Origin of the sequence: Gimesia alba, from assembly GCF_007744675.1 — a bacterium.
Classification (GTDB): Bacteria; Planctomycetota; Planctomycetia; order Planctomycetales; family Planctomycetaceae; genus Gimesia; species Gimesia alba.
This window is the reverse complement of the sequence record NZ_CP036269.1, coordinates 5,212,098-5,230,081: the sequence shown is the minus strand read 5'-3', so window position 1 is coordinate 5,230,081 and position 17,984 is coordinate 5,212,098. Positions and strand designations below refer to the sequence as shown.

The 17,984-nt window shown below is 48.4% G+C and carries 15 protein-coding genes; 6 read left to right on the top strand and 9 right to left on the bottom strand.

Annotation, left to right across the window (positions count from 1 at the left end; translation table 11 throughout):
* Window positions 1-53: 53 nt before the first annotated feature.
* The 8 genes from Pan241w_RS19565 to Pan241w_RS19530 all read right to left on the bottom strand — a co-directional run bounded on the left by Pan241w_RS19565 (window position 54) and on the right by Pan241w_RS19530 (window position 6,515).
* Window positions 54-827, bottom strand: a complete 774-nt coding sequence (locus tag Pan241w_RS19565; protein WP_145219091.1) for a TatD family hydrolase — start codon at window positions 825-827, stop codon at window positions 54-56.
* 11 nt (window positions 828-838) lie between these two features.
* Complete coding sequence (locus Pan241w_RS19560) at window positions 839-1,321, bottom strand: ExbD/TolR family protein (RefSeq protein WP_232107486.1); 483 nt, start codon at window positions 1,319-1,321, stop codon at window positions 839-841.
* Window positions 1,322-1,332: 11 nt separating this feature from the next.
* On the bottom strand, window positions 1,333-1,749 hold the full coding sequence (locus tag Pan241w_RS19555) for an ExbD/TolR family protein (RefSeq protein ID WP_145219087.1): 417 nt from the start codon (window positions 1,747-1,749) through the stop codon (window positions 1,333-1,335).
* Complete coding sequence (locus Pan241w_RS19550; protein WP_145219085.1) at window positions 1,746-2,609, bottom strand: MotA/TolQ/ExbB proton channel family protein; 864 nt, start codon at window positions 2,607-2,609, stop codon at window positions 1,746-1,748. Before Pan241w_RS19550 ends, Pan241w_RS19555 begins: the two co-directional genes overlap by 4 nt.
* A 34-nt stretch (window positions 2,610-2,643) precedes the next feature.
* Entirely contained in the window at window positions 2,644-3,702 is a 1,059-nt protein-coding gene (locus tag Pan241w_RS19545; protein WP_145219083.1) for a tetratricopeptide repeat protein, read from the bottom strand.
* Between the two features lie 28 nt (window positions 3,703-3,730).
* Window positions 3,731-4,294 (bottom strand): signal peptidase II, encoded by a 564-nt coding sequence (gene lspA, locus Pan241w_RS19540; protein ID WP_145219081.1) that lies wholly within the window; start codon window positions 4,292-4,294, stop codon window positions 3,731-3,733.
* Between the two features lie 66 nt (window positions 4,295-4,360).
* Window positions 4,361-5,389 carry a vWA domain-containing protein gene (locus tag Pan241w_RS19535; RefSeq protein WP_145219079.1) on the bottom strand — a complete coding sequence of 343 codons (1,029 nt, stop codon included), beginning with the start codon at window positions 5,387-5,389 and terminating at the stop codon, window positions 4,361-4,363.
* Between the two features lie 151 nt (window positions 5,390-5,540).
* Window positions 5,541-6,515 carry a LolA family protein gene (locus Pan241w_RS19530; protein ID WP_145219077.1) on the bottom strand — a complete coding sequence of 325 codons (975 nt, stop codon included), beginning with the start codon at window positions 6,513-6,515 and terminating at the stop codon, window positions 5,541-5,543.
* 326 nt (window positions 6,516-6,841) lie between these two features.
* On the opposite strand from Pan241w_RS19530, the gene Pan241w_RS19525 reads away from it, so the two are divergent.
* From Pan241w_RS19525 to Pan241w_RS19500, 6 genes are all read left to right on the top strand, one after another.
* Entirely contained in the window at window positions 6,842-7,981 is a 1,140-nt protein-coding gene (locus Pan241w_RS19525) for a hypothetical protein (RefSeq protein WP_232107202.1), read from the top strand.
* Window positions 7,982-8,138: 157 nt separating this feature from the next.
* A complete protein-coding gene (locus Pan241w_RS19520) occupies window positions 8,139-8,885 on the top strand; it encodes a hypothetical protein (protein WP_145219075.1) in 747 nt (248 codons plus the stop codon).
* Between the two features lie 67 nt (window positions 8,886-8,952).
* A complete protein-coding gene (locus Pan241w_RS19515; protein ID WP_145219073.1) occupies window positions 8,953-10,221 on the top strand; it encodes a DUF11 domain-containing protein in 1,269 nt (422 codons plus the stop codon).
* Window positions 10,222-10,716: 495 nt separating this feature from the next.
* Window positions 10,717-11,052 carry an STAS domain-containing protein gene (locus tag Pan241w_RS19510; RefSeq protein ID WP_145219071.1) on the top strand — a complete coding sequence of 112 codons (336 nt, stop codon included), beginning with the start codon at window positions 10,717-10,719 and terminating at the stop codon, window positions 11,050-11,052.
* A gap of 160 nt (window positions 11,053-11,212) precedes the next feature.
* Complete coding sequence (locus tag Pan241w_RS19505; RefSeq protein WP_145219069.1) at window positions 11,213-12,328, top strand: serine hydrolase domain-containing protein; 1,116 nt, start codon at window positions 11,213-11,215, stop codon at window positions 12,326-12,328.
* Window positions 12,329-12,446: 118 nt separating this feature from the next.
* On the top strand, window positions 12,447-13,256 hold the full coding sequence (locus tag Pan241w_RS19500; protein WP_198000031.1) for a lysophospholipid acyltransferase family protein: 810 nt from the start codon (window positions 12,447-12,449) through the stop codon (window positions 13,254-13,256).
* Here the strand turns inward: Pan241w_RS19500 and Pan241w_RS19495 are convergent.
* A complete protein-coding gene (locus Pan241w_RS19495; protein ID WP_198000030.1) occupies window positions 13,216-17,787 on the bottom strand; it encodes a putative Ig domain-containing protein in 4,572 nt (1,523 codons plus the stop codon). The two genes, Pan241w_RS19500 and Pan241w_RS19495, sit on opposite strands and share 41 nt — an antisense overlap.
* Window positions 17,788-17,984 lie beyond the last annotated feature (197 nt).

Here is a 17,984-nt window from a genome sequence, read left to right as displayed (position 1 = left end):
TTTTGGACCGAGTATATTAGATTGAGGCACGCTATGGTAAAATGTGATGCGATCTAGTTGATTTTGAAGAGCGATTTCGCGTTCGCCGTTGTGATTTCTGCCATCTCTTCTGCTGTTTTGTTGTGGAGTTCTGCCAGACAGGCACAAGTGTGCTTTACAAACGCCGGTTCATTTCGTTTGCCACGCATCGGGACGGGAGCCAGATACGGTGCGTCTGTTTCTACCAGCAGGCGATCTAATGGGATGTGACAGGCTGTTTCGCGGAGTTCGTCATTCTTCTTGAAGGTCAACATGCCTGCAAAAGAGATATGCAGCCCCAGTTCCAGGCAGGCAGCGGCGGTTTCCGGGCTTCCGCAAAACGAGTGCATGAGCCCTTTGAGGGGAGCTCCCTTTGCTTCCTGCTGTAATAGCTCGACCACATCGGCTTCCGCTTCGCGACAGTGAATGACGAAAGGCAAATCCAATTTTTGCGAGAGCTGGATATGCTTGCTGAAATACTCGCGCTGTAATTCGATGGGCGCGTAATCCCAGTAGCGATCCAGGCCCGTTTCACCAATCCCGACCACTTTGTGAGCGGTGGAGAGGCTTTCAATCAGTTCCCAGTCACCTGGTTTCATTTGCGCGACATAGTTGGGTTGAATGCCGACAACGGCATATACGTTGGGAAAGGTGTCGGCAAGATCGACAGCGCGCTGGCTGCTCTCAGCAGTAGTGCCGATGGTGAGTATCGTTTCGACGCCCGCATTAATCGCTCGTTGCACAGTTTCAGGGCGGTCAGGATGAAAGGCTTCTTCATCAAGGTGGGCGTGAGTATCAAATAAATTCATCGTGAGTGAGTTCAGTTGTGGGATGTAATTGATTTCTTTTTGGGGGTGATCTTGCTTACGTCAGTGGCAAAATTAATGGAATTGAATCCGGCTGCCAGGCAGGTATCGTAGGTGCGAATCATTTCACCCAGCGGGACATCCTCGTTGATATCGAGAATCACGGGAATCTCCGGAGCCAGTTCTGCCAGTTCGGTCAATGTCTGTTTTAATTGTTCGAACTGAGCATACTCGCGCTCATTCAATTCTACAATGGTCTGGTTATCTTGCCGTTTCAATTTCAACCAGACTTCCCCTAATGGTTGTTCCTGTGGAACGGTTTCTGTTGATTCAATACTGCCGGTTGCCAGTTCTGTGGGGAGCAAAAATTCCCGAATCTGATTCGCTGAGGCACTGATAAAGAAGATCAACAGTAGAAATACCACGTCGATCATCGGCGTCATGGTCGCCTGATCCTGAATGTCGTGTCGTGTATTATGGTGCGAAGGAATTTTCATCTCAGACAAGCTTACTCGTTCAGGACGGCAAATTGAACATTGGAAATTCCAGCACGGGCACAGCTGATGAGCACGCGTTCGACGATCTGGTACGGAATCCGTTGATCACCGCGAATGCGAATTTCCGTTTCTTTTCGCTTGGTGTCATCAATCGACAGAAGTTGCGCGTCCAGTTCTTCAGCCGAGATTTCTTTGCCGCGCAGATGCAGCTTTTCATCTAAAGTGATCGTGATGATCATTCGCCGTGGGGCTTCTACGGGTTCATTTTCATGCTGTGACGCTTGTGGAAGCTCAACTGCTTCCAGTTTTTCATTTTGTGTTAAATGGGTGGCTGCCAGAAAGAAAACAATCAGCAGAAACACAATATCAATCAAGGGGGTGATATTAAAACGAATTCCCTGCTGACGGGCGCGGGTTGGAATTTTCACGGTTCTTGTCCTCCGGGCGGAGGTGTTGGCCGAGTTGCCTGCTGGGGTGCGATTCGTTGGGCCAGTTCTTCTTCAGGACGCTTGCGAAGCGGCTTTCCAGTCTGTTTAGCGGGAAGGGCCATTGTGTGTTTAAAGTCGGCAAACACATGTTCCGCTAACAATGAGGATTGTGCAACAAGTTCATCAATCCGGTTTCGAAAGAAGGCGAAACTGGCTAGTGCTGGCACGGTCACACTCAAGCCGAACAGTGTTGTGATCAAAGCTTTGGAAATGCCGGGCGCGAGTTCAGCGACGTCCGGATTTGCTTTGGCGGTGAATTCAGAGAATGCCAGAATCATCCCCCAAACCGTTCCCAACAGACCGAGCATGGGGGACAGCGTTCCGATTACGGAGAGATATTCAATTTTGCGATTCAATCGTGCCGACTGTTGCATGGCAGCATCTTCCATCGCTTTCTCAACCGCACCATAGCCCATTTGAACTTCTGCTAAACCTGCCGAGAGCACATAGGATAAAAAGCTGGGGTTGGACTTACAGACGGAATCGGCACTGCGGTATTGCTGTTGGGTAATTAATCCATGAACTTCTTCAGCCAGTCCAGGAGGCATCAGGGCATTGCTGCGGATGCTGATGATGTGTTCGACAATCAGCGCAACCATTGCCACACTCAGTACGGCAATGATAATTCCAATCGCACCGGCATCATCAACCAGTTGACGGAGATCAACTTTGGCAGCGCCTGTACCCTCGGCGTCCGCAGGTTCGTCCGCAGCTGAACAGAGCGCAGGGGTCGCCAGACTGATGCTGAAACAGACAAGACTCAACCAGACAAATTTTAAAAAAGGCTTACTTCGATCCATCAAATTTTTCTTTTCCAGACTTGTTCGATTCAAATCAATTGGGGGCAGTCGTCGGACTGTTGTTGAATGTATTGGTTTTTAAGAGTTGGTCCACCATCTGTTGTGCCATTTGTTTTGAAGGAGATTTTGGATAACGGGCAACGGTTTCCTGATACAGACGCAGAGCATTGGCTGTTTGGCCTAGAGCCAGCAACGAGTCGGCCGCTTTCAGATTCGCCAAGGCCGATAATTGCGGATTGGAATCGTAGGCCAGTGGAATCCAGAGAAACGAGGCGGCAGCCTGACCGTGGCGTTCCAGCATGGCATAACCTGTTCCCAGTAGAAAATAGGGTCCCGCACGTAAGTGCTCCGGCACCTGATGTAGGTTTCGTTCCCAACGCTGCAGTTCCCTATGGCTGACATCGCCTTCTCTTAAACGGAGACGCCAGAGTTGTGTTCGAGCCAGTTGCTGGATATTGATGTTTGTGCTGGTTGCCAGTGATCTCATCGCGGCTTCGGCCTGTGCCTGATACTCAGGGGCGGTCAGCAGAATGCTTGCCCCCATCAATTTCTTGAGTTCGTTTTTGTCAGTCAGCCAGCCCCGCGCGGCACTACGAGCTGGAGAAAGTGTTTCTTTGATGGACCAGTCCAGTGGAATCAGATCAAAAGAACGAGAGTCCGGTTCACTTTCTACCATGATCTGAAACCGCAGCGCTGCCTTCAGGTCATCACCCTGGCCTAACGCAGCTTTGATCATCAAGGCCAGGACTTCACGCCGCACCCAAGACCGATTTTCAATATTCAGCGCTTCAGTAAACGAGTTGATTGCCTTTTCATATTCCCCATTTTGCAGTTGTTCCAAACCCTGTTGATGTTGCTCTGTTTGCGGAGTATGGACCTTGACGATTTGTGAACTGGGATACGTTCGCACGAAACCACTGGGAAGCAGTTTGACTTTAATATTTGATTGCGTGAAGTCCAGAATAGTGCAGGGGAGTGTTGCCTGACCGACGTGATGATCGGGGCGAACTTCGATCTTATCCTGGGCACAGGTGGGGACTGTTTTCAGTAATAGAAAAACAGTGGTCAAAATGGCGAGAGCAAAAGTTCTCATAGTATTCTTTCGAAGTCAGCCGAATTGATTACTCCGTTGTAGAGGGGGTGACCTGCTCAGTCGGAGACGATTCAACGTGGTTCCCTTTCTGGTTTTGATCTTTCGTAAATAACCAGGATACCAGCATCAGTAAGGCGCCCCCTGTGATTGCCATGTCAGCAACATTAAAAATTCCCGTACGTAATGGACCAAAGCCAATGTTGAGAAAATCAATCACAATCCCATTCAGAAAAACGCGATCAATCAAATTACCAATGCCACCCGCGAGTAGCAGTGAAAGTGCAATGAATTGAATCAGCGGCATTTGCCAGCGGAAGATCAACATGCCGCTGACAATGATCAAAAAGGCTGCGTTGGCAATCACTAACAGAAAAAATCGGACTGGTTTCGAAAGTCGACTGCCGACACTGAGAAAAGCGCCGGTGTTCTCAGCGTATTCCATGCGCAGCGTATTATTAAAATAGGTAATGGGCGGTTCGGATTTTAGTTTTTCGACGGCGATTTTTTTGGTGTATTGATCACAGCCGACGCAAAACAGCAAACAGGCTATCAGTAAGGTATAGCGAGTTGCTTTGGATACCGTCGCAGACATGAATGATCGACTTTCTGGGGTATGTTGGTTTTGATTAGGGATCAAGTTGGCAAAACTGAAAAACAATTAACGGTTCTTGATAAACTTGCGGACATTATAATAACGGTAGCTACCCCGGTTCTGTCGAGCGAGCTTGTCGAGGGAATTCCCCTCTTTGACGGGGAAACCTTCTCCAAACTCGATACAGTGAATCTTGGCCTTGCCGCCATTGCGGACGCGAATTTCGTTCAAATCCGCGCTGGATAACTGAGGATGCTTCGCGTCTGTCAGAAAGAATATGACATCTGGTTGAAAACTTAAAGCTCTTTTTAAAGCCGGGAGGTGATCCGTGCCTCCGTCTGGTTCGACACTCTGGATAAACTGGCGGGCCAGGGTACGGTTAATATCAGTCGCATACAGCAATCCGGCTGCTTTGCCGCGCTGCTGCATTGCTCGAGTGGTGGTATTATAGAAGATGATTTGAAACTGCTGGTGATGATTGAGACCAGCCAGGCTGGCGATCAGTTCCGAGCGAGCCTTACGAATAGGGGCTCCCTGTGGTGCTGCCATACTGCCTGAACAATCGAGGACAAAAACAAATCGCTTACCGGAATCGACGGCATCAAAAAAGTTGACATTGCCAGTCCCCATGACAGGGGGAGCGAGCGCTGTGCTGGGAGACATCAACTGGTTTGTTGTTAAATCTGTTGTGGGAGAACTGGGAATACTGGGATTCTGACTTGGTCCTGCTCCCAGCAATTTTGAGTTCAATTCCGGCAGTTGCGGATCAACGGGGGGCTGATCCATCACTTCTGTCACCTGGTCCTGTGGAGACAGCTGGTTTTGAGTGGTTTCCTGCGATTCCTGTTCTGATTCCTGAATTTGTTCGGCATCGGGAGATTGTTTGACATAAATGCCAACACTTCGGAGGTCTCCTTCCTGGCCTCCCGTCTGACCACTGTCACACCGGTTGAGGCTCGTAATCAGAATCAGTAGGAAAAGAGAATGGATGGCCAGCGAGGCAGCCCAGCTTGGAACCGCGAGCAGAGGAGAATTGCTCTGCCATCGTGATTTTTGCTGTTTTAGTTCTGTGAACGCTGCCGGCATGGTTGTCATGGTCCGATGATTGTGTTTCAGAGATGAAACAGAGACTCTTAATAGTAATTAACTAAGTTGTTATTCAGTAATGGATTAGGAGATATGAGTTAGCTTGATGAGAAAGCCCCGTTTTTGCTGACAGAACGAGACCCTTCTCCTTATTACGTATTTATTGCGTTAATTGTTTAAGATATTGATTCGTAATATCAACCGGAAAGACACCATCGGGGGGCTCATAGGCAAATTCCGTCGCTTTAATGGGGGCATTGAGGGTGACTTTCGAAAAATTGAGAGTCACCATACTCTCCAAAGTCTCTTTATTTTTTTTCAGGTACACAATTCTTCTGGGAAAGAGTGTTTGCTGATCTAGATAGATTCTGACCCCATCCGGTACATATGCAGGAAGTTGCACAGGAGCAGTAGGATCTCCCCCCTTCCATTGTGCCAGAAATTTGTCTTTCCAGGTCCCGTTTAGGACGGTCAACGTTTTCCCATTGACCTTGCGTTCAGAGACGCTCTCCAGTTTCATGTTTTTCTGGATTGATGCTAACATGCCGGGAAGTCCACCCAGACCTAACTCAGCCACCAGCATGTTTGGCTGTGATTTCGGGTTCAACTCGGCTTGTTGCATAATTGCCTGCACATCGCGACGGGTGACCCGTGAGGTGCCTTTGATGTTATGTTCCGTCCAAAGAACCTGCCCGTCACAGATTTCTAATAACGTTCCGACAGGCTTCTCATTTTTCTTCTGACTCTGGACTTGAAATTCCAGCCGAAGCTTCAGGTCTTTGCCTTGCAGATAGCTGCCACTGATCACAAAGGACTTTGGCCCGATTTCTACTTTTTCGGTGATCTGTGCCCTGATTGAGGTGTAGGTCCACAATTTTTCGCGTGCTTTTTTGAGTAATGCATTCGCTTGGGCCGGATTTTTTTTCAAATTCTTTTCCGACTCGTCTGCCGGAGCCGCGGTCTTTTTTTGCTCTGGCTCTTGCGAGGCCCAGGCCAGCAGCCGGTCTGGGATGGATTTTGTATCCTCTTTACTGGTAGCGGCTTGTGATGAATCAGCCCAGGAAGTAATCGTAAAAACGTCATTCAGGCCCGCCACGAGCAGGAGACAAATTGTCAGAGTTAAAATGCGTAACATGTTCTAATTGTTCGGAAAAAAACGAATTTACCAAAGAATCGGACCACAATAGTCCGAAAACAGATGTATGAGGCCATCTATGTGCCTCTAGTTGGCTGGAGTATTTCAGTCAGCAGACCGTTTTAGCTCAGAGTGAAATCGTCGAAATACGGGACTCGCTGTATTTTAACGATATTTCGGGCTTGGGGTCGACCTGAAAACTGAGTCTTTTTTGAACCGAACGTCGACCGTTCCAAATTACCAGGGATCGACGTCTTAGTTTGTGATGGACGGTTCTTCACTTAACAAGTCGCATTATTCGTCGTGGGGTATTCGAACAAGGGGTCATGATGAAGTACTACTTCCTGGCTTTAGGAACATTGGTTGTTGTTTGCGTAGGCTGTGCAGCCGACGGGCAACAAGTTATTAACAAAGGTGAGTACCATGCTCCACCGGCTGCGATGATGCAGCGTCCGGGGCCAATGGTAGATGGACCGGGACCCGGCGTGTTGCCGATGCTGGCTCCCCCTCCAATGAGCGCGTTTGCTGCTCGCACCTCACAAATTCGTTTTGTGGGACCAGCAGGGATGAAGGTTGGCTGGCAGGTTGCTGAAGGCTATGCCGAAAACCAAATCACTGCACCCGGACGTTACAATTTTAACCAGGGGGCAACCTACCGGTTAAAGCTGTCACACATTCCAGGGCGTGCGATTCCAGCTTTGTATCCTTCGTTGCAGGTGTATCCTTCACACCCGACAACGGACGCTTATCTGTCTCATAACAGTATTCCTCTGGAGATCACTCCGGAAGATCTGGATCAGGTAGAAAGCAACAACTTTGTCACTAAAGTCATCTATCTACCAGATGAAAAGTTCCAGGAACTGGCGATTGCCGGTGTGGAGACTCTGGTTTCAACACGTCTGGATCCTGGTGTGGACCCTGTCGCAGAAGCAGATCGTCGTGGTACGATTATGGCTGTGTTGCGAATGGGTAACATGGATCTGGAAATGCCGTCCGGAGATGGTGGAAACGAAACCGTTTCACAAGTTTCTTACGATGGTGATGCAGGGGCTCACATGGCTCCGATGCCAATCCCCGGTAATTCCATCGGCGTCGCTTCTGGCGTACCTGTTCCTACAATGATGGGCGGAATGGGAGCACCTGGACAACCTGCTTACAATCCGATTGCCGGTGCCGGCCCTACTCCTGCCTGGGGTATGCCAATCACGGGAACTCCAATCGGACTACCTGGACCACCTCACATTCCATTGGGGGGACCAGCCAGCTTGAAGTCTTATACAATTAGAAATACGTCAAAAACAAATCTACCCAAACCAGTGGATCACTTCCTGATGGACGTCAAACAGAATCCGGCACCAAGTTTGCCCAAACCTGTTAAGTATGTCCAATACTCAGAAAGCCACCCGGTTCACACTCCCGGTCAGGTTTCTTATCCAAGAACCATGGCACCAGGACCAGGGTATTAAAAGACTCAGGACCCACGTTGCACTTCCTGCTGCACTCTTTTGCAGGAAGTGCAACCCCTTGTCTTTTCATGTTTCATTTCTTTGCTGCAGTTGCTTCTTAATCGGCTAAAACTCTTCTGTCATCCTTCAGGACATTTGATCGTAGAAATCCTTAGTCATGACGATATTTAAACGACAAAACCGATCACGCTTATTAACAATGCTGTTAATGACCATGATCGTTTTTGTCATGGAGCTACCCTCGGCCTGGTCTCAACAGGTCATCGGGGGGCGTAAGTATAATGCGGGGAATCAATTCTATCATCCCCTGAATCAACGCACGCCACCCGGAGTCGCCGGTCAATGGGCGGCTCTGTCCGGGCAGGTTCAAGCCGGTTATATTCAACCGATGAAATTTTCCTTGCCTTCCAAAGGTACTGTCACCTTCTTTGCAGGAGGTCCTGAGCAGTCGATTCCCAAAGCTTCGCCCGCTTCAATCGGATTTGCTGTTGGCTATGTTTATCGTGTCAAACTCAGTGGAATGCCCGAATTTCCGGGAATCGAACTCTATCCGACCATTGAATTGATAGATCGTTTGCATCCGCCAGCAGGGTTAGCAGAACAGTATCCGATTCCCGTGAGTTTTACTCAGGAAGATATCGAACTGGCACTGTCAGGCAGAATGGTCACCAAAGTCGTTTATCTGGAACGACCTCAGACCGCGGTGCCGGCCAAATTTGATCGACAACCAACACAGGCAATCACGGCTCAGAAAAACCTGATTGCCGAAGCAGATTTATTAGGTCGTCCGATGTTGATCCTGCGAATGGGCGGACGGCTGCCTTCAACTCGAGGAGAGGATCCTGCTTTTTATGGAAGCGGGGCACCTGTTGTTGAACTCAAAAACTCAAATGTAAAACATTGATACTTAACTGATTGAAGGATCGTCTGTGGTGAACTTGTCGTACCGAATTCGAAGAGGAGCATTGCGAATGCAGCGTGTCTGCTCTGCGGTAGCGATAATGCTGCTTGGCTTCAGCAGCGGGTGTTCCAGTTTATCCCCCATCACAGTCTCTACGCCTTGGAATAAACCAATTCCTAAACAGGTAGAGGAACAATCACCGGCCGTACAACATGCCGACTTTGATACAAAAGTAGGAGCAGTGCGTCTCGCGGCTCCTGCACAGGTCGCGGCCCAGGCTATGGCTCCCGCATCGCCAGTGCAACAGGTTGCTTACTCTCAGCCCGTTCCCGTAATGGCACAACAGTGTCCTCCTTATTCTGAATTTTCTCCGGCGGTCGCACGAGATTTCTCTCTGCCTGCCGGTACTGATCCTGCGGTCATTGAAATGTACCCGGATGAATATCTGTTTGATGGTGGCGATCGAGAGAATCCAGTGCACTATGATGACTACCATCGTCTGGGACTGGATACGGAAGACACTATCGTTGAGTATCAAACTCACAAAGGGAAACACGAAGTGAAAAAATCAAATCGGGTCGCCGTTTATGCTCCCCGGTTTGCAGCGATTCGTTCGGCCAGCTCACCTCTCTCTGGAACGTCTGTTGATACTCTGGCGGCAACCGAAGACACAGTACATGGCGTTGGTCTGGAAGCACGGACGGTCATTACGCAGCACAAACAGCGCGAGCAGTTGGAAGGCATTCGGATGCGCTCGCGTGCCAGTGGAGTGGAAACAGAAAGCCAACAGGGATCTGTGGGACAGACGGCCTATCTCAGCGGTCATACCAAGCTGAACAACCTGTTCCAGGATACGGGAACAGAGACTACCGGGCAGTTTGAACAATCGGACGAAGCCCGGATCGCCTATCAGGTCCAGGCAGCGGCAATCTGGTCGCGAACTCAGTTTCCGGTTATTGCAATCCGGGAACGATCGGCTCATGAATCTAAGCGAGCCGTCAAGCCTGAAGAATATATTGGCATCGAAGACAAACGGAAAACAGAGGGTAATCTGCGACTCATTAAACTGGCAGATAAGAAAAATGCAGAACCCGGTGATGTCATTACCTTCACCATTAAATATGAAAATGTCGGTGATTTCGATGTCGATGGGATTAAGATCGTGGACAACTTAACGCCTCGTCTGGAATACATTCAGGATAGTGCGACTTCAGATCGCAAAGGGCGTCTGGTTGTCGAAGATAACAATGAAGGCAGCTTGATTCTGACCTTCGAAGTCGATGAAACAGTGAAAGGACACCAGGGGGGCGTCGTAACCTTCCAGGCACGTGTTCGCTAAACCAATCATCTGAAAAACACTTTGTGGATTCCCGCGAATCCTAAGCCCGCTGTGCAATATTGCAGAGCGGGCTTTTTTAGTAGATTGGAAAAATGCTCCCTGTCTTCAAATCTACCCGCTCTTATGGGAAACAATGAGTGAGTGGCCCATTGCCTTGGAAAAAAGCAGAGGTGCCTTGCAGGACTGTTTCATTTTTTAACAGGGTGAGGTATTTTACTGCAGTCTGTTTGGGTGGCGCCCTCGCTGTTGATTACAGACTTGTCGGACCTATGTTCTGTAAGTGTCATTTATTAAACATCTTAAGGTGTGGGTATTTGCCTTTAAGTCATCCTGTCTGGAATATTATGTATAGATGTCGGCATTGGCACATAAATTGCCGCTAATAGTTCGCTGAATTGGAAACGAATTGTGAAGCTGCTTTTGGACTTTGTTGTTCTTTTTTCTTTCTTATCTTTGCTTCGCTTTATTTTCCCTTAAATAAAGGAATCGATTGCGATGACAGTTCAACAGGGAGGAATTCTCCAAGTCTATCATACAGGACCCCTGTGTGTGGCTGGATTTGGTGGAAGAGATATCCTGGATACTTTTAGTGTGAAAGATATTCGGGATGAGTTACTGAAATTGGTTAAAGAGAGTCACTGTGAAACACTCGCCATCGATTTAACGGGGGTGAAACTGATTCCCAGTGGCATGCTCGGCCTGCTGGCTTCCATGCGAGATCTGAATATTGAAATTCACCTTTACAATGCTTCAGACGATATTCGTGAAGTTTTGGAGATCACAAAGTTGAATCAATTCATGCATCTACATGATGTGGAGATTCCCTATTAGAAGATCATTCGGAATTCATAGAACAGCGAAAGTCGATTACGTCGGCTTTCGCTGTTTTCATGCGCGGTCTGGCAACTACCTTTTCAAATTTGAAAAGAGTGATTAGGCTGGAAGCAGTTTTTTTACTCTCCCTAGACTCTGAATCATACTGGCTGGATGAATGCCTCAAATTAATGCGGAACGCTGGCGCGCGGTCGAAACACTGGTTGATCATTTCTGTGAGACAGACCAGGTACCGGCGATTGCGCTGCAGGCTATGGTGGAAGGGACTTCTCGCTGTTATCGTAAAGGACGACAGCGAGTCAACGACGAACGCGAACCTTTGCGCGAAGATGCGATTTTTTTAGTCGCTTCGATTACAAAACCGTTTGTTGTGCTGGGAGTGCTCAATCTGTTGGAAGCCGGAGAACTTTTACTGGGTGACCGGGTAAAGCGATTTATTCCGGAGTTTGGTTGCTCAGGCAAGCATGGAATCACAGTTCGGCATCTGATGACGCATACCTCCGGATTGCCCGATATGCTGCCGAATAACCGGGAATTGCGTTCTGCGAATGCGCCGCTTTCTGAATTTGTCAAACAGATTTGCCAGCTCACACCCGATGAACCACCCGGGCGAATCGTACAATATCAAAGCGCGGGGATAGCGATTTTAGCGGAGGTCATTCAGCGGGTTAGCGATCTATCCTGTGCTGAGTATTTAAAACAGGCGCTGTTTGAACCTCTGGAAATGCATGATACATCGCTGGGAGTTCCTGACGAATGGTCGACCGGGAATCAGCCGAAAATTGATCGGATCACCGAAATTCGAATACCAGAAGAATTGAACATAGAACCGCATTGGGACTGGAACAGTTCTTACTGGAGAGGCTTTGGTGCCCCTTGGGGAGGGTTATTCACGACTCCCTCTGATTTAGCAAACTTAGTCGAGATGTTGCAACAGGGGGGGCGCTACCAGCATAAGCAGGTCTTTTCTGCACGGACGATTGAAGAAGCGACGCGGAATCAATTAAATGACATTCCCGGTTTATCGAAGTCAGCCCGACAAGGTAAGGGGTGGGGACTGGGGTGGCAAATTGTGACGGCAGCCAATAGTGATTATTATGGAGATTTACTTTCTCCCACGGCATACGGGCATGGCGGTGCAACAGGGACACTATTGTGGATCGACCCTCAGTTAAAAGCGTCCGCCATCATCCTGACAACCCAGCCTCAAGAGCCACATGGGCGATTTCTGGCCCGCATTTCGAATACAATCGTTGCAACAATCGAGCAGTAACTGTCCGTGTGTTGATTGCGAGAGTTTATGTTGCCATATTTTTTTTATTGAGACTATAATTGGGAGCAGCAAATCCTGTGTTTCGTATCATATATCTTGTTTTGCACGAACTTTGAGAATGAATCCAGAAACAGTCAGCATCTTGACACTCGTGTTTTATACTCTCGTTGTTTTAACGGTAGTTGTCTATCAGGCGGTGAAACTTCCCGATGGATGGCAAGCCTGGTTCTTATTTGTGATTGCACGGGTTTATGTACCGGCACTGTGGCATGTCAGAGCAAATCGCCGTTGTCCCTTTCCTGGTGACTCAGCCGCGATCATCATCGCCAATCACCGCAGTCCAGCCGACCCTGTGATTCTCTGGTATAATTCCCATTTGGGAAATCCAAAGAAAAAAAAACGTTGTATCAGTTTCTTGATGGCACGAGAGTATTATGAACTTCCTGGTCTGGTAGGCTGGATCTCTCGGTCGATGAAATCGATTCCTGTTGACCGGAATGGTAAAGATGTCGCCCCTGTACGCGATGCACTTCGCAGATTAAAGCAGGGAGATCTGGTCGGCGTCTTTCCCGAGGGAGGGATTCAGGAAGGACGTCCTATAACACATGCGAACTCAGGGATTGCCTTTCTGGCACTGCGTTCCCAAGTGCCCGTGTATCCTGTCTATATCAATAATTCTCCCGGCGGCAAGAATATGGTGGAGCCATTCTATTCGTTTGCGAAGACATCACTAGTCTACGGCGATCCGATTGATCTCTCCCCTTATTATGATCTCCGTGCCTCGAAAGACGTTCTGGAAGAAGTTACCACACTCATGATGCAGAGACTCGCCGAACTGGGGGAGACCGAGTATCTGGGAAGTCCTGCATCTGATGAGCGGGAACAGCTTATCCAAATGCCAGCAGATCAGTATCGTTCAGCGAACTGAAGAACTGATCGGTTTCCTGAAACTGTTCGTACTGGTGGTGAGCATGAATTTTCCCAGTAGGCAGTCGTCGGATGCCGGGAGAAAGTGTTGCTTTCCTCAAGCCCGATGACTCATGTTGGTGTCCTATTTGATGTTCTAGTTCATGATAGATCGTCGTCAAAAGATCGACTTGTTCTGCTGCTATGGAATTCGCACGAGCACGCCAATCAGAGGTACCGGAAGCATGAAATTCAGAGTGAGACCAAGGGGTACTGTCCACAAACCAGCCGTGTCCGGCAGCAGAGACATCAATTAGAATGGTTCCTGGCAGTGCCTTGGCTAAGGTTCTCCCGGGGAGATCTACGACTTCGATCTTTGTGTTCTTGAGTGCCTGGTATTTCTCCGAAGAAACAGACTCTGCATAGGCCTGGATGGCTGCTTGTGCGGTCGAAGTTGCCTGTTCTGTCGTGAGTGGTGTTACCTCTGTTTTAATTAGAGGCATCGATTCCACAGTCAGGTTTTGTGAAGACCAGGCATCGGGATAATTGGGAGGTAGTGTGACATCAGGCGAGTTCATTTTCGATTTGCCATAGTTTGCGATCAACATCACCAGATCACGAATATTTACACTACCCGACTGGTTGAAATCCATCAGCCAGGCATGTGGAACGTTTGAATTCGAACTATTCTTTCCATAGGCGGTGATGAAAGAGACCAAATCTCGAAAATTGATCATGTCATCATCGTTTGCATCATAAGGGACCGCCCAGATTTCAGTATCCGCGACGTTGACTGCTCCCATTTGATGGCCAACCTGATTGGTCAGTTGAAACTCCGGTTGATCAATCGCAAAACCAGCCTGAGCAGGGCCAATACTCTGGGTATCGTAATTGATACTGACTTGATCATTTTCGGTTGGTGTGAACTCAATTCGGGCGAGTAATACAAACTGGTCATCGCCGACATCGCTCATGTTTGTGCTGGCTGAGATGCCTTGAATCGTTCCATTTTCATCAATAATTTCCCCAGACTGATTTTCCGAGAAAGCAGCGCCAAACTCGATACTTGTTGCGGTCGTGTAATCTGTATTGTAATTCAGATTGAAGTTAAACGTATTAATTCCTGTATCTGACGAATTGGAAACACTGCCCCAGACTTCGACCCAATACGATTCCCATTCATGCAGTGAACCGGCACTTTCAGGCAGCGTTGTGGTTTCTCCATTCGCAGAGGTAGAACTGGGCGATTTGACAATTCTCGTGTCATATTGCGTAAAGAGCAGAGGACTTACTGTCAATTGGAACGAACTACTGGCTTCGAGACCTGCCAGATCAGTGGCTGTGACCACAATCTCGTAGTTGCCTGCATCTCCAATGCCGGGGTTAGCACTCAATAATTGAGTTTCTGGATCAAAAATGAGCCAGTCCGGTAACGCTGCATTTCCAGACAGCATCGCAGATAATGTAAGCTGATCTCCGTCTACCATATTGGCATCAGAAAAAATCCCATTGAGATTCAGTAAGAGGGAACCCCCTGCCTGAATGTTTTGATCGGAAATGGGCCCTGCGACGGGAGCCACGTTGGTAAAATCATCATCGAGAATCAGACCTGTTGCCAGATTGACTTCCCCCAAGTCGTAATGATCCTGGTCCAGAAGCTGGATTTCGATCGATTCATTGTCTTCATCAATCAGATCGTCCAGAATACTGACAATAAGCGGAACTGACGTTTCATTGGCAAGGAAGGTAATCTCTCCTGTCAAACTGATGTAATCATCACCGGCCGTGGCGCTTCCAGAAATCTGGTAAGTTACGGTCAAAGGTTGGTCCAGCTTGTCCTCACTGCGAGTGAATGTGAATTCAAGATTTGAGGTGCTGAGTTCCTCGACTCCGGAAGCGGGCGATTCAATACTCACAACCGGAACAGCGGTATTGTTTTCGATAAAATCAACAAGCGACTGATATTCATATGCCTCTTCCAAGGGCTGATCCATATTATGTAACAGCCCCCAGTCACCCCAGTCTTCAGACTCACCGCTGCCAGTAAAGACATACTGATTATAGAGATCAACGCCAATTTGATCCGCACCGTTCAGTAGCACTTGATAAACATCATACATGCGAGGACTGAGTGAGGCTTCATGCACGGCTGTTTCAGCTGGCCAATTAGCAGCGCTGGGATGAGATCCACCTTCGTATGTGACCAGGTCAATTTCCCGACCCAGGATTGCGGAATATTGATCTGCAATATTCTGGTGGTCAACCAGACGGGCCAGACTCCACGGAACTGATTCTTCCAGTATGGTATCGATCACTTCATCGGCTGTGGTAAATTCATCAAAACTTTCTAGTTGCTCAGTGCCAAGTCCCGCGTATGCAGTGACTGAAATGGCATCGAAGTTTCCATCCATATACGCGAGCAGGTTTTCCAGAACCGATGGTGTTGCTTGCTGGCCTGCGACTACACGTACGAGGCGATCTTCCTGTCCGGCGAAAACGTCCTGCCAGATTTCAAAATCCTGCTGTATTTGACCGGCCGCAAATTCAAACCAGTTTATTCCCTCATTTTCGGGTAGATTCAGTTGCTCATCGATCCAGTAGCTGGTCTCAAAACCATAAGCGTAGTTCCAGATTTCATTGGACCATTCAACATAAACCGTCAGTTCCGGATCAAGGTTATCACGGACCATTTCCGCAAACTCACGTACGAAGTCATCGTCCGCCATATGGGGCATGTTGAACCAGGGGTTGGCATCCAGTGTATTAGAGAGCTCAATCATATATTCCGGGGCAATGCCGTTATGGAACTCGGTAGTGTCGTCACTGCCAAAAAAGGTCGCGTCGTTGACTTTTGCTCGATCATCCCAAGAGACAATATCGGATCCATTCGTATGCATCCAGTCCATAAAACGCAACGTTTCAAAGGGAGCCAGACGCTCCAGGAACAAAGGATGGAAGGGAGAGAAAGTGTCACCTGGCTGCCAGTCCTGACCGACAAAACTTTGGTCATTGTAGTCTGGCAACCACAGGTTGAAGTCGCGGAAATAATTCGTTGGATCAATACCACTCACGGTAAGTAAGATATCATAGTTTTCTGGCAGATCGAGGAGTGCGTAGTGGCGTCCTTCAGGGGTAATTCCCTGTTCAATGATTCCTGGAAGCCAGACTGTTGCTTCGCCATCCCATTCCGCCCGATAGATACCAGCGGGATTCACGTTCCCCGTCAAGATTGGTGCAACCAGCTGTTGCGTGATGGTTTGCCCCTCTTCGTTGGTAGTTGAGTGGGATTCGGTAGGCCAGCCATTTTCATCCAGATTGATATCGAACAGTGTGGAGCCCCAGTCTTGTGAAAATGTAGCTTCATTGTAGCTGACGCTTACCCAGGATCGCATGGTGTGAGCCATGTCGGTAAAAGTCCAGGCCGTGCTCCAGTCCGCGATGCCTTCCAGATTCATTCCGATCTCCATTGGAAAATCGGTGTCTGGATTAGGAAGAATGGGTGAATTCACGTTGTCGCCTAAGAAGGAAAGTAATTGCAAATTTGTGGCATGGATTCCCAGGTTCGTATCCTGTAAATATTCCGGAATTTCGGGACGATCAAATTGAATGAATTCGAATCCCGCGACCAGGTCTGGTTGAAAAGGAACAAAGGGCGTCGGATCGAAGCCTCCTGGTTGCAGGGCGTTATTGTTCTGGTAGAACGGGTCATAGTCATTGGCTTTTTCCCAGTCGGTATAGGCCACCATGCCAACCTGAAGCGTTTCCGGTAAATCCGGTCGCGGGACACGGCTATTGAGGACCCACTCTTCACCCGGAATTTGATAGAGCGTATAAACGGTATCGCCTATGCGGGCAATCTGCAGATTCATCACAGAGTTATTACCCATGTCTTGCAGGAAGAGATCGGAATCGCTGTTGCGGGTTGTTTTCGTTTCCAGCTGAAATTCATTTCCTGAATTTCCCCAGCCGAGAGACAGGAAGACATAATTCTCACCATTATTGGTACCGTCATCCATTTGTGATCCCTCACTCCAGTCGAGTTCGGGGTTTACAATATTCCGTGGAGTCCGAATCATCAGCCCCGCCAGCGAGAACTCCGAACCGTTTGGTATATCGTCCAGGTCGCTGTCACCTATTTCGTCACGATCTCCGATTTGTACCTGAGTAGTGACAACAAAGTCGCCTGTGATTTCTTTGTAAACCAAAGGGCCACGGTAATTGTCGAACCATACGGTTGTATGAGGGGCAAAGACCATATTGCCTGCTTGTGTATTATTGATGTCCCAAATTTCCAATTGATCGCCGCCCCAACCTTCGGTTTGATAGATTCTCTGCCAGTTGGGAAGTGTGTCGGCGTTTTCAAAATCGTCGCTCAGGTCTGTCAAATCGTCGGCTGCCAATAACTGTCTCTCTTCCAGAATTTCTGTTTGAGCGTAAACATAACTTGCCGCTTTTCTACTTCGGCGTGCAGAACGGTTTGTTTTCTGAAACAGGTTTTGGCAGATGCTGGTGATAAAACGTTTGTAGAACTTGCTGGATTTATGGAAAAACATGGTCATCTCACTGTTGAATTGAAGTTGCGAATCAGTTGGAAACGGGGAACTGGATGCTTGATCCGTAAGTGATTCGTCAGCGAGTGGAAAAATGCGACAAAAAGAGTTTCTTTTTGTTTGGAAAAAGAATGATTGCCCGAGATTCGCAGACTCTTGTTCTGGATATTCTCTCAAAATCCAATAATATACGTTTTATC

Bases quoted from the DNA above. Each gene is read 5' to 3' on its own strand.
- lspA (WP_145219081.1), bottom strand. From the start codon at position 4,294: ATGTCTGCGACGGTATCCAAAGCAACTCGCTATACCTTACTGATAGCC.
- Pan241w_RS19495 (WP_198000030.1), bottom strand. From the start codon at position 17,787: ATGTTTTTCCATAAATCCAGCAAGTTCTACAAACGTTTTATCACCAGC.
- Pan241w_RS19535 (WP_145219079.1), bottom strand. From the start codon at position 5,389: ATGACAACCATGCCGGCAGCGTTCACAGAACTAAAACAGCAAAAATCA.
- Pan241w_RS19500 (WP_198000031.1), top strand. From the start codon at position 12,447: ATGAATCCAGAAACAGTCAGCATCTTGACACTCGTGTTTTATACTCTC.
- Pan241w_RS19565 (WP_145219091.1), bottom strand. From the start codon at position 827: ATGAATTTATTTGATACTCACGCCCACCTTGATGAAGAAGCCTTTCAT.
- Pan241w_RS19520 (WP_145219075.1), top strand. From the start codon at position 8,139: ATGACGATATTTAAACGACAAAACCGATCACGCTTATTAACAATGCTG.
- Pan241w_RS19505 (WP_145219069.1), top strand. From the start codon at position 11,213: ATGCCTCAAATTAATGCGGAACGCTGGCGCGCGGTCGAAACACTGGTT.
- Pan241w_RS19515 (WP_145219073.1), top strand. From the start codon at position 8,953: ATGCAGCGTGTCTGCTCTGCGGTAGCGATAATGCTGCTTGGCTTCAGC.
- Pan241w_RS19525 (WP_232107202.1), top strand. From the start codon at position 6,842: ATGATGAAGTACTACTTCCTGGCTTTAGGAACATTGGTTGTTGTTTGC.
- Pan241w_RS19510 (WP_145219071.1), top strand. From the start codon at position 10,717: ATGACAGTTCAACAGGGAGGAATTCTCCAAGTCTATCATACAGGACCC.
- Pan241w_RS19545 (WP_145219083.1), bottom strand. From the start codon at position 3,702: ATGAGAACTTTTGCTCTCGCCATTTTGACCACTGTTTTTCTATTACTG.
- Pan241w_RS19560 (WP_232107486.1), bottom strand. From the start codon at position 1,321: ATGAAAATTCCTTCGCACCATAATACACGACACGACATTCAGGATCAG.
- Pan241w_RS19530 (WP_145219077.1), bottom strand. From the start codon at position 6,515: ATGTTACGCATTTTAACTCTGACAATTTGTCTCCTGCTCGTGGCGGGC.
- Pan241w_RS19550 (WP_145219085.1), bottom strand. From the start codon at position 2,609: ATGGATCGAAGTAAGCCTTTTTTAAAATTTGTCTGGTTGAGTCTTGTC.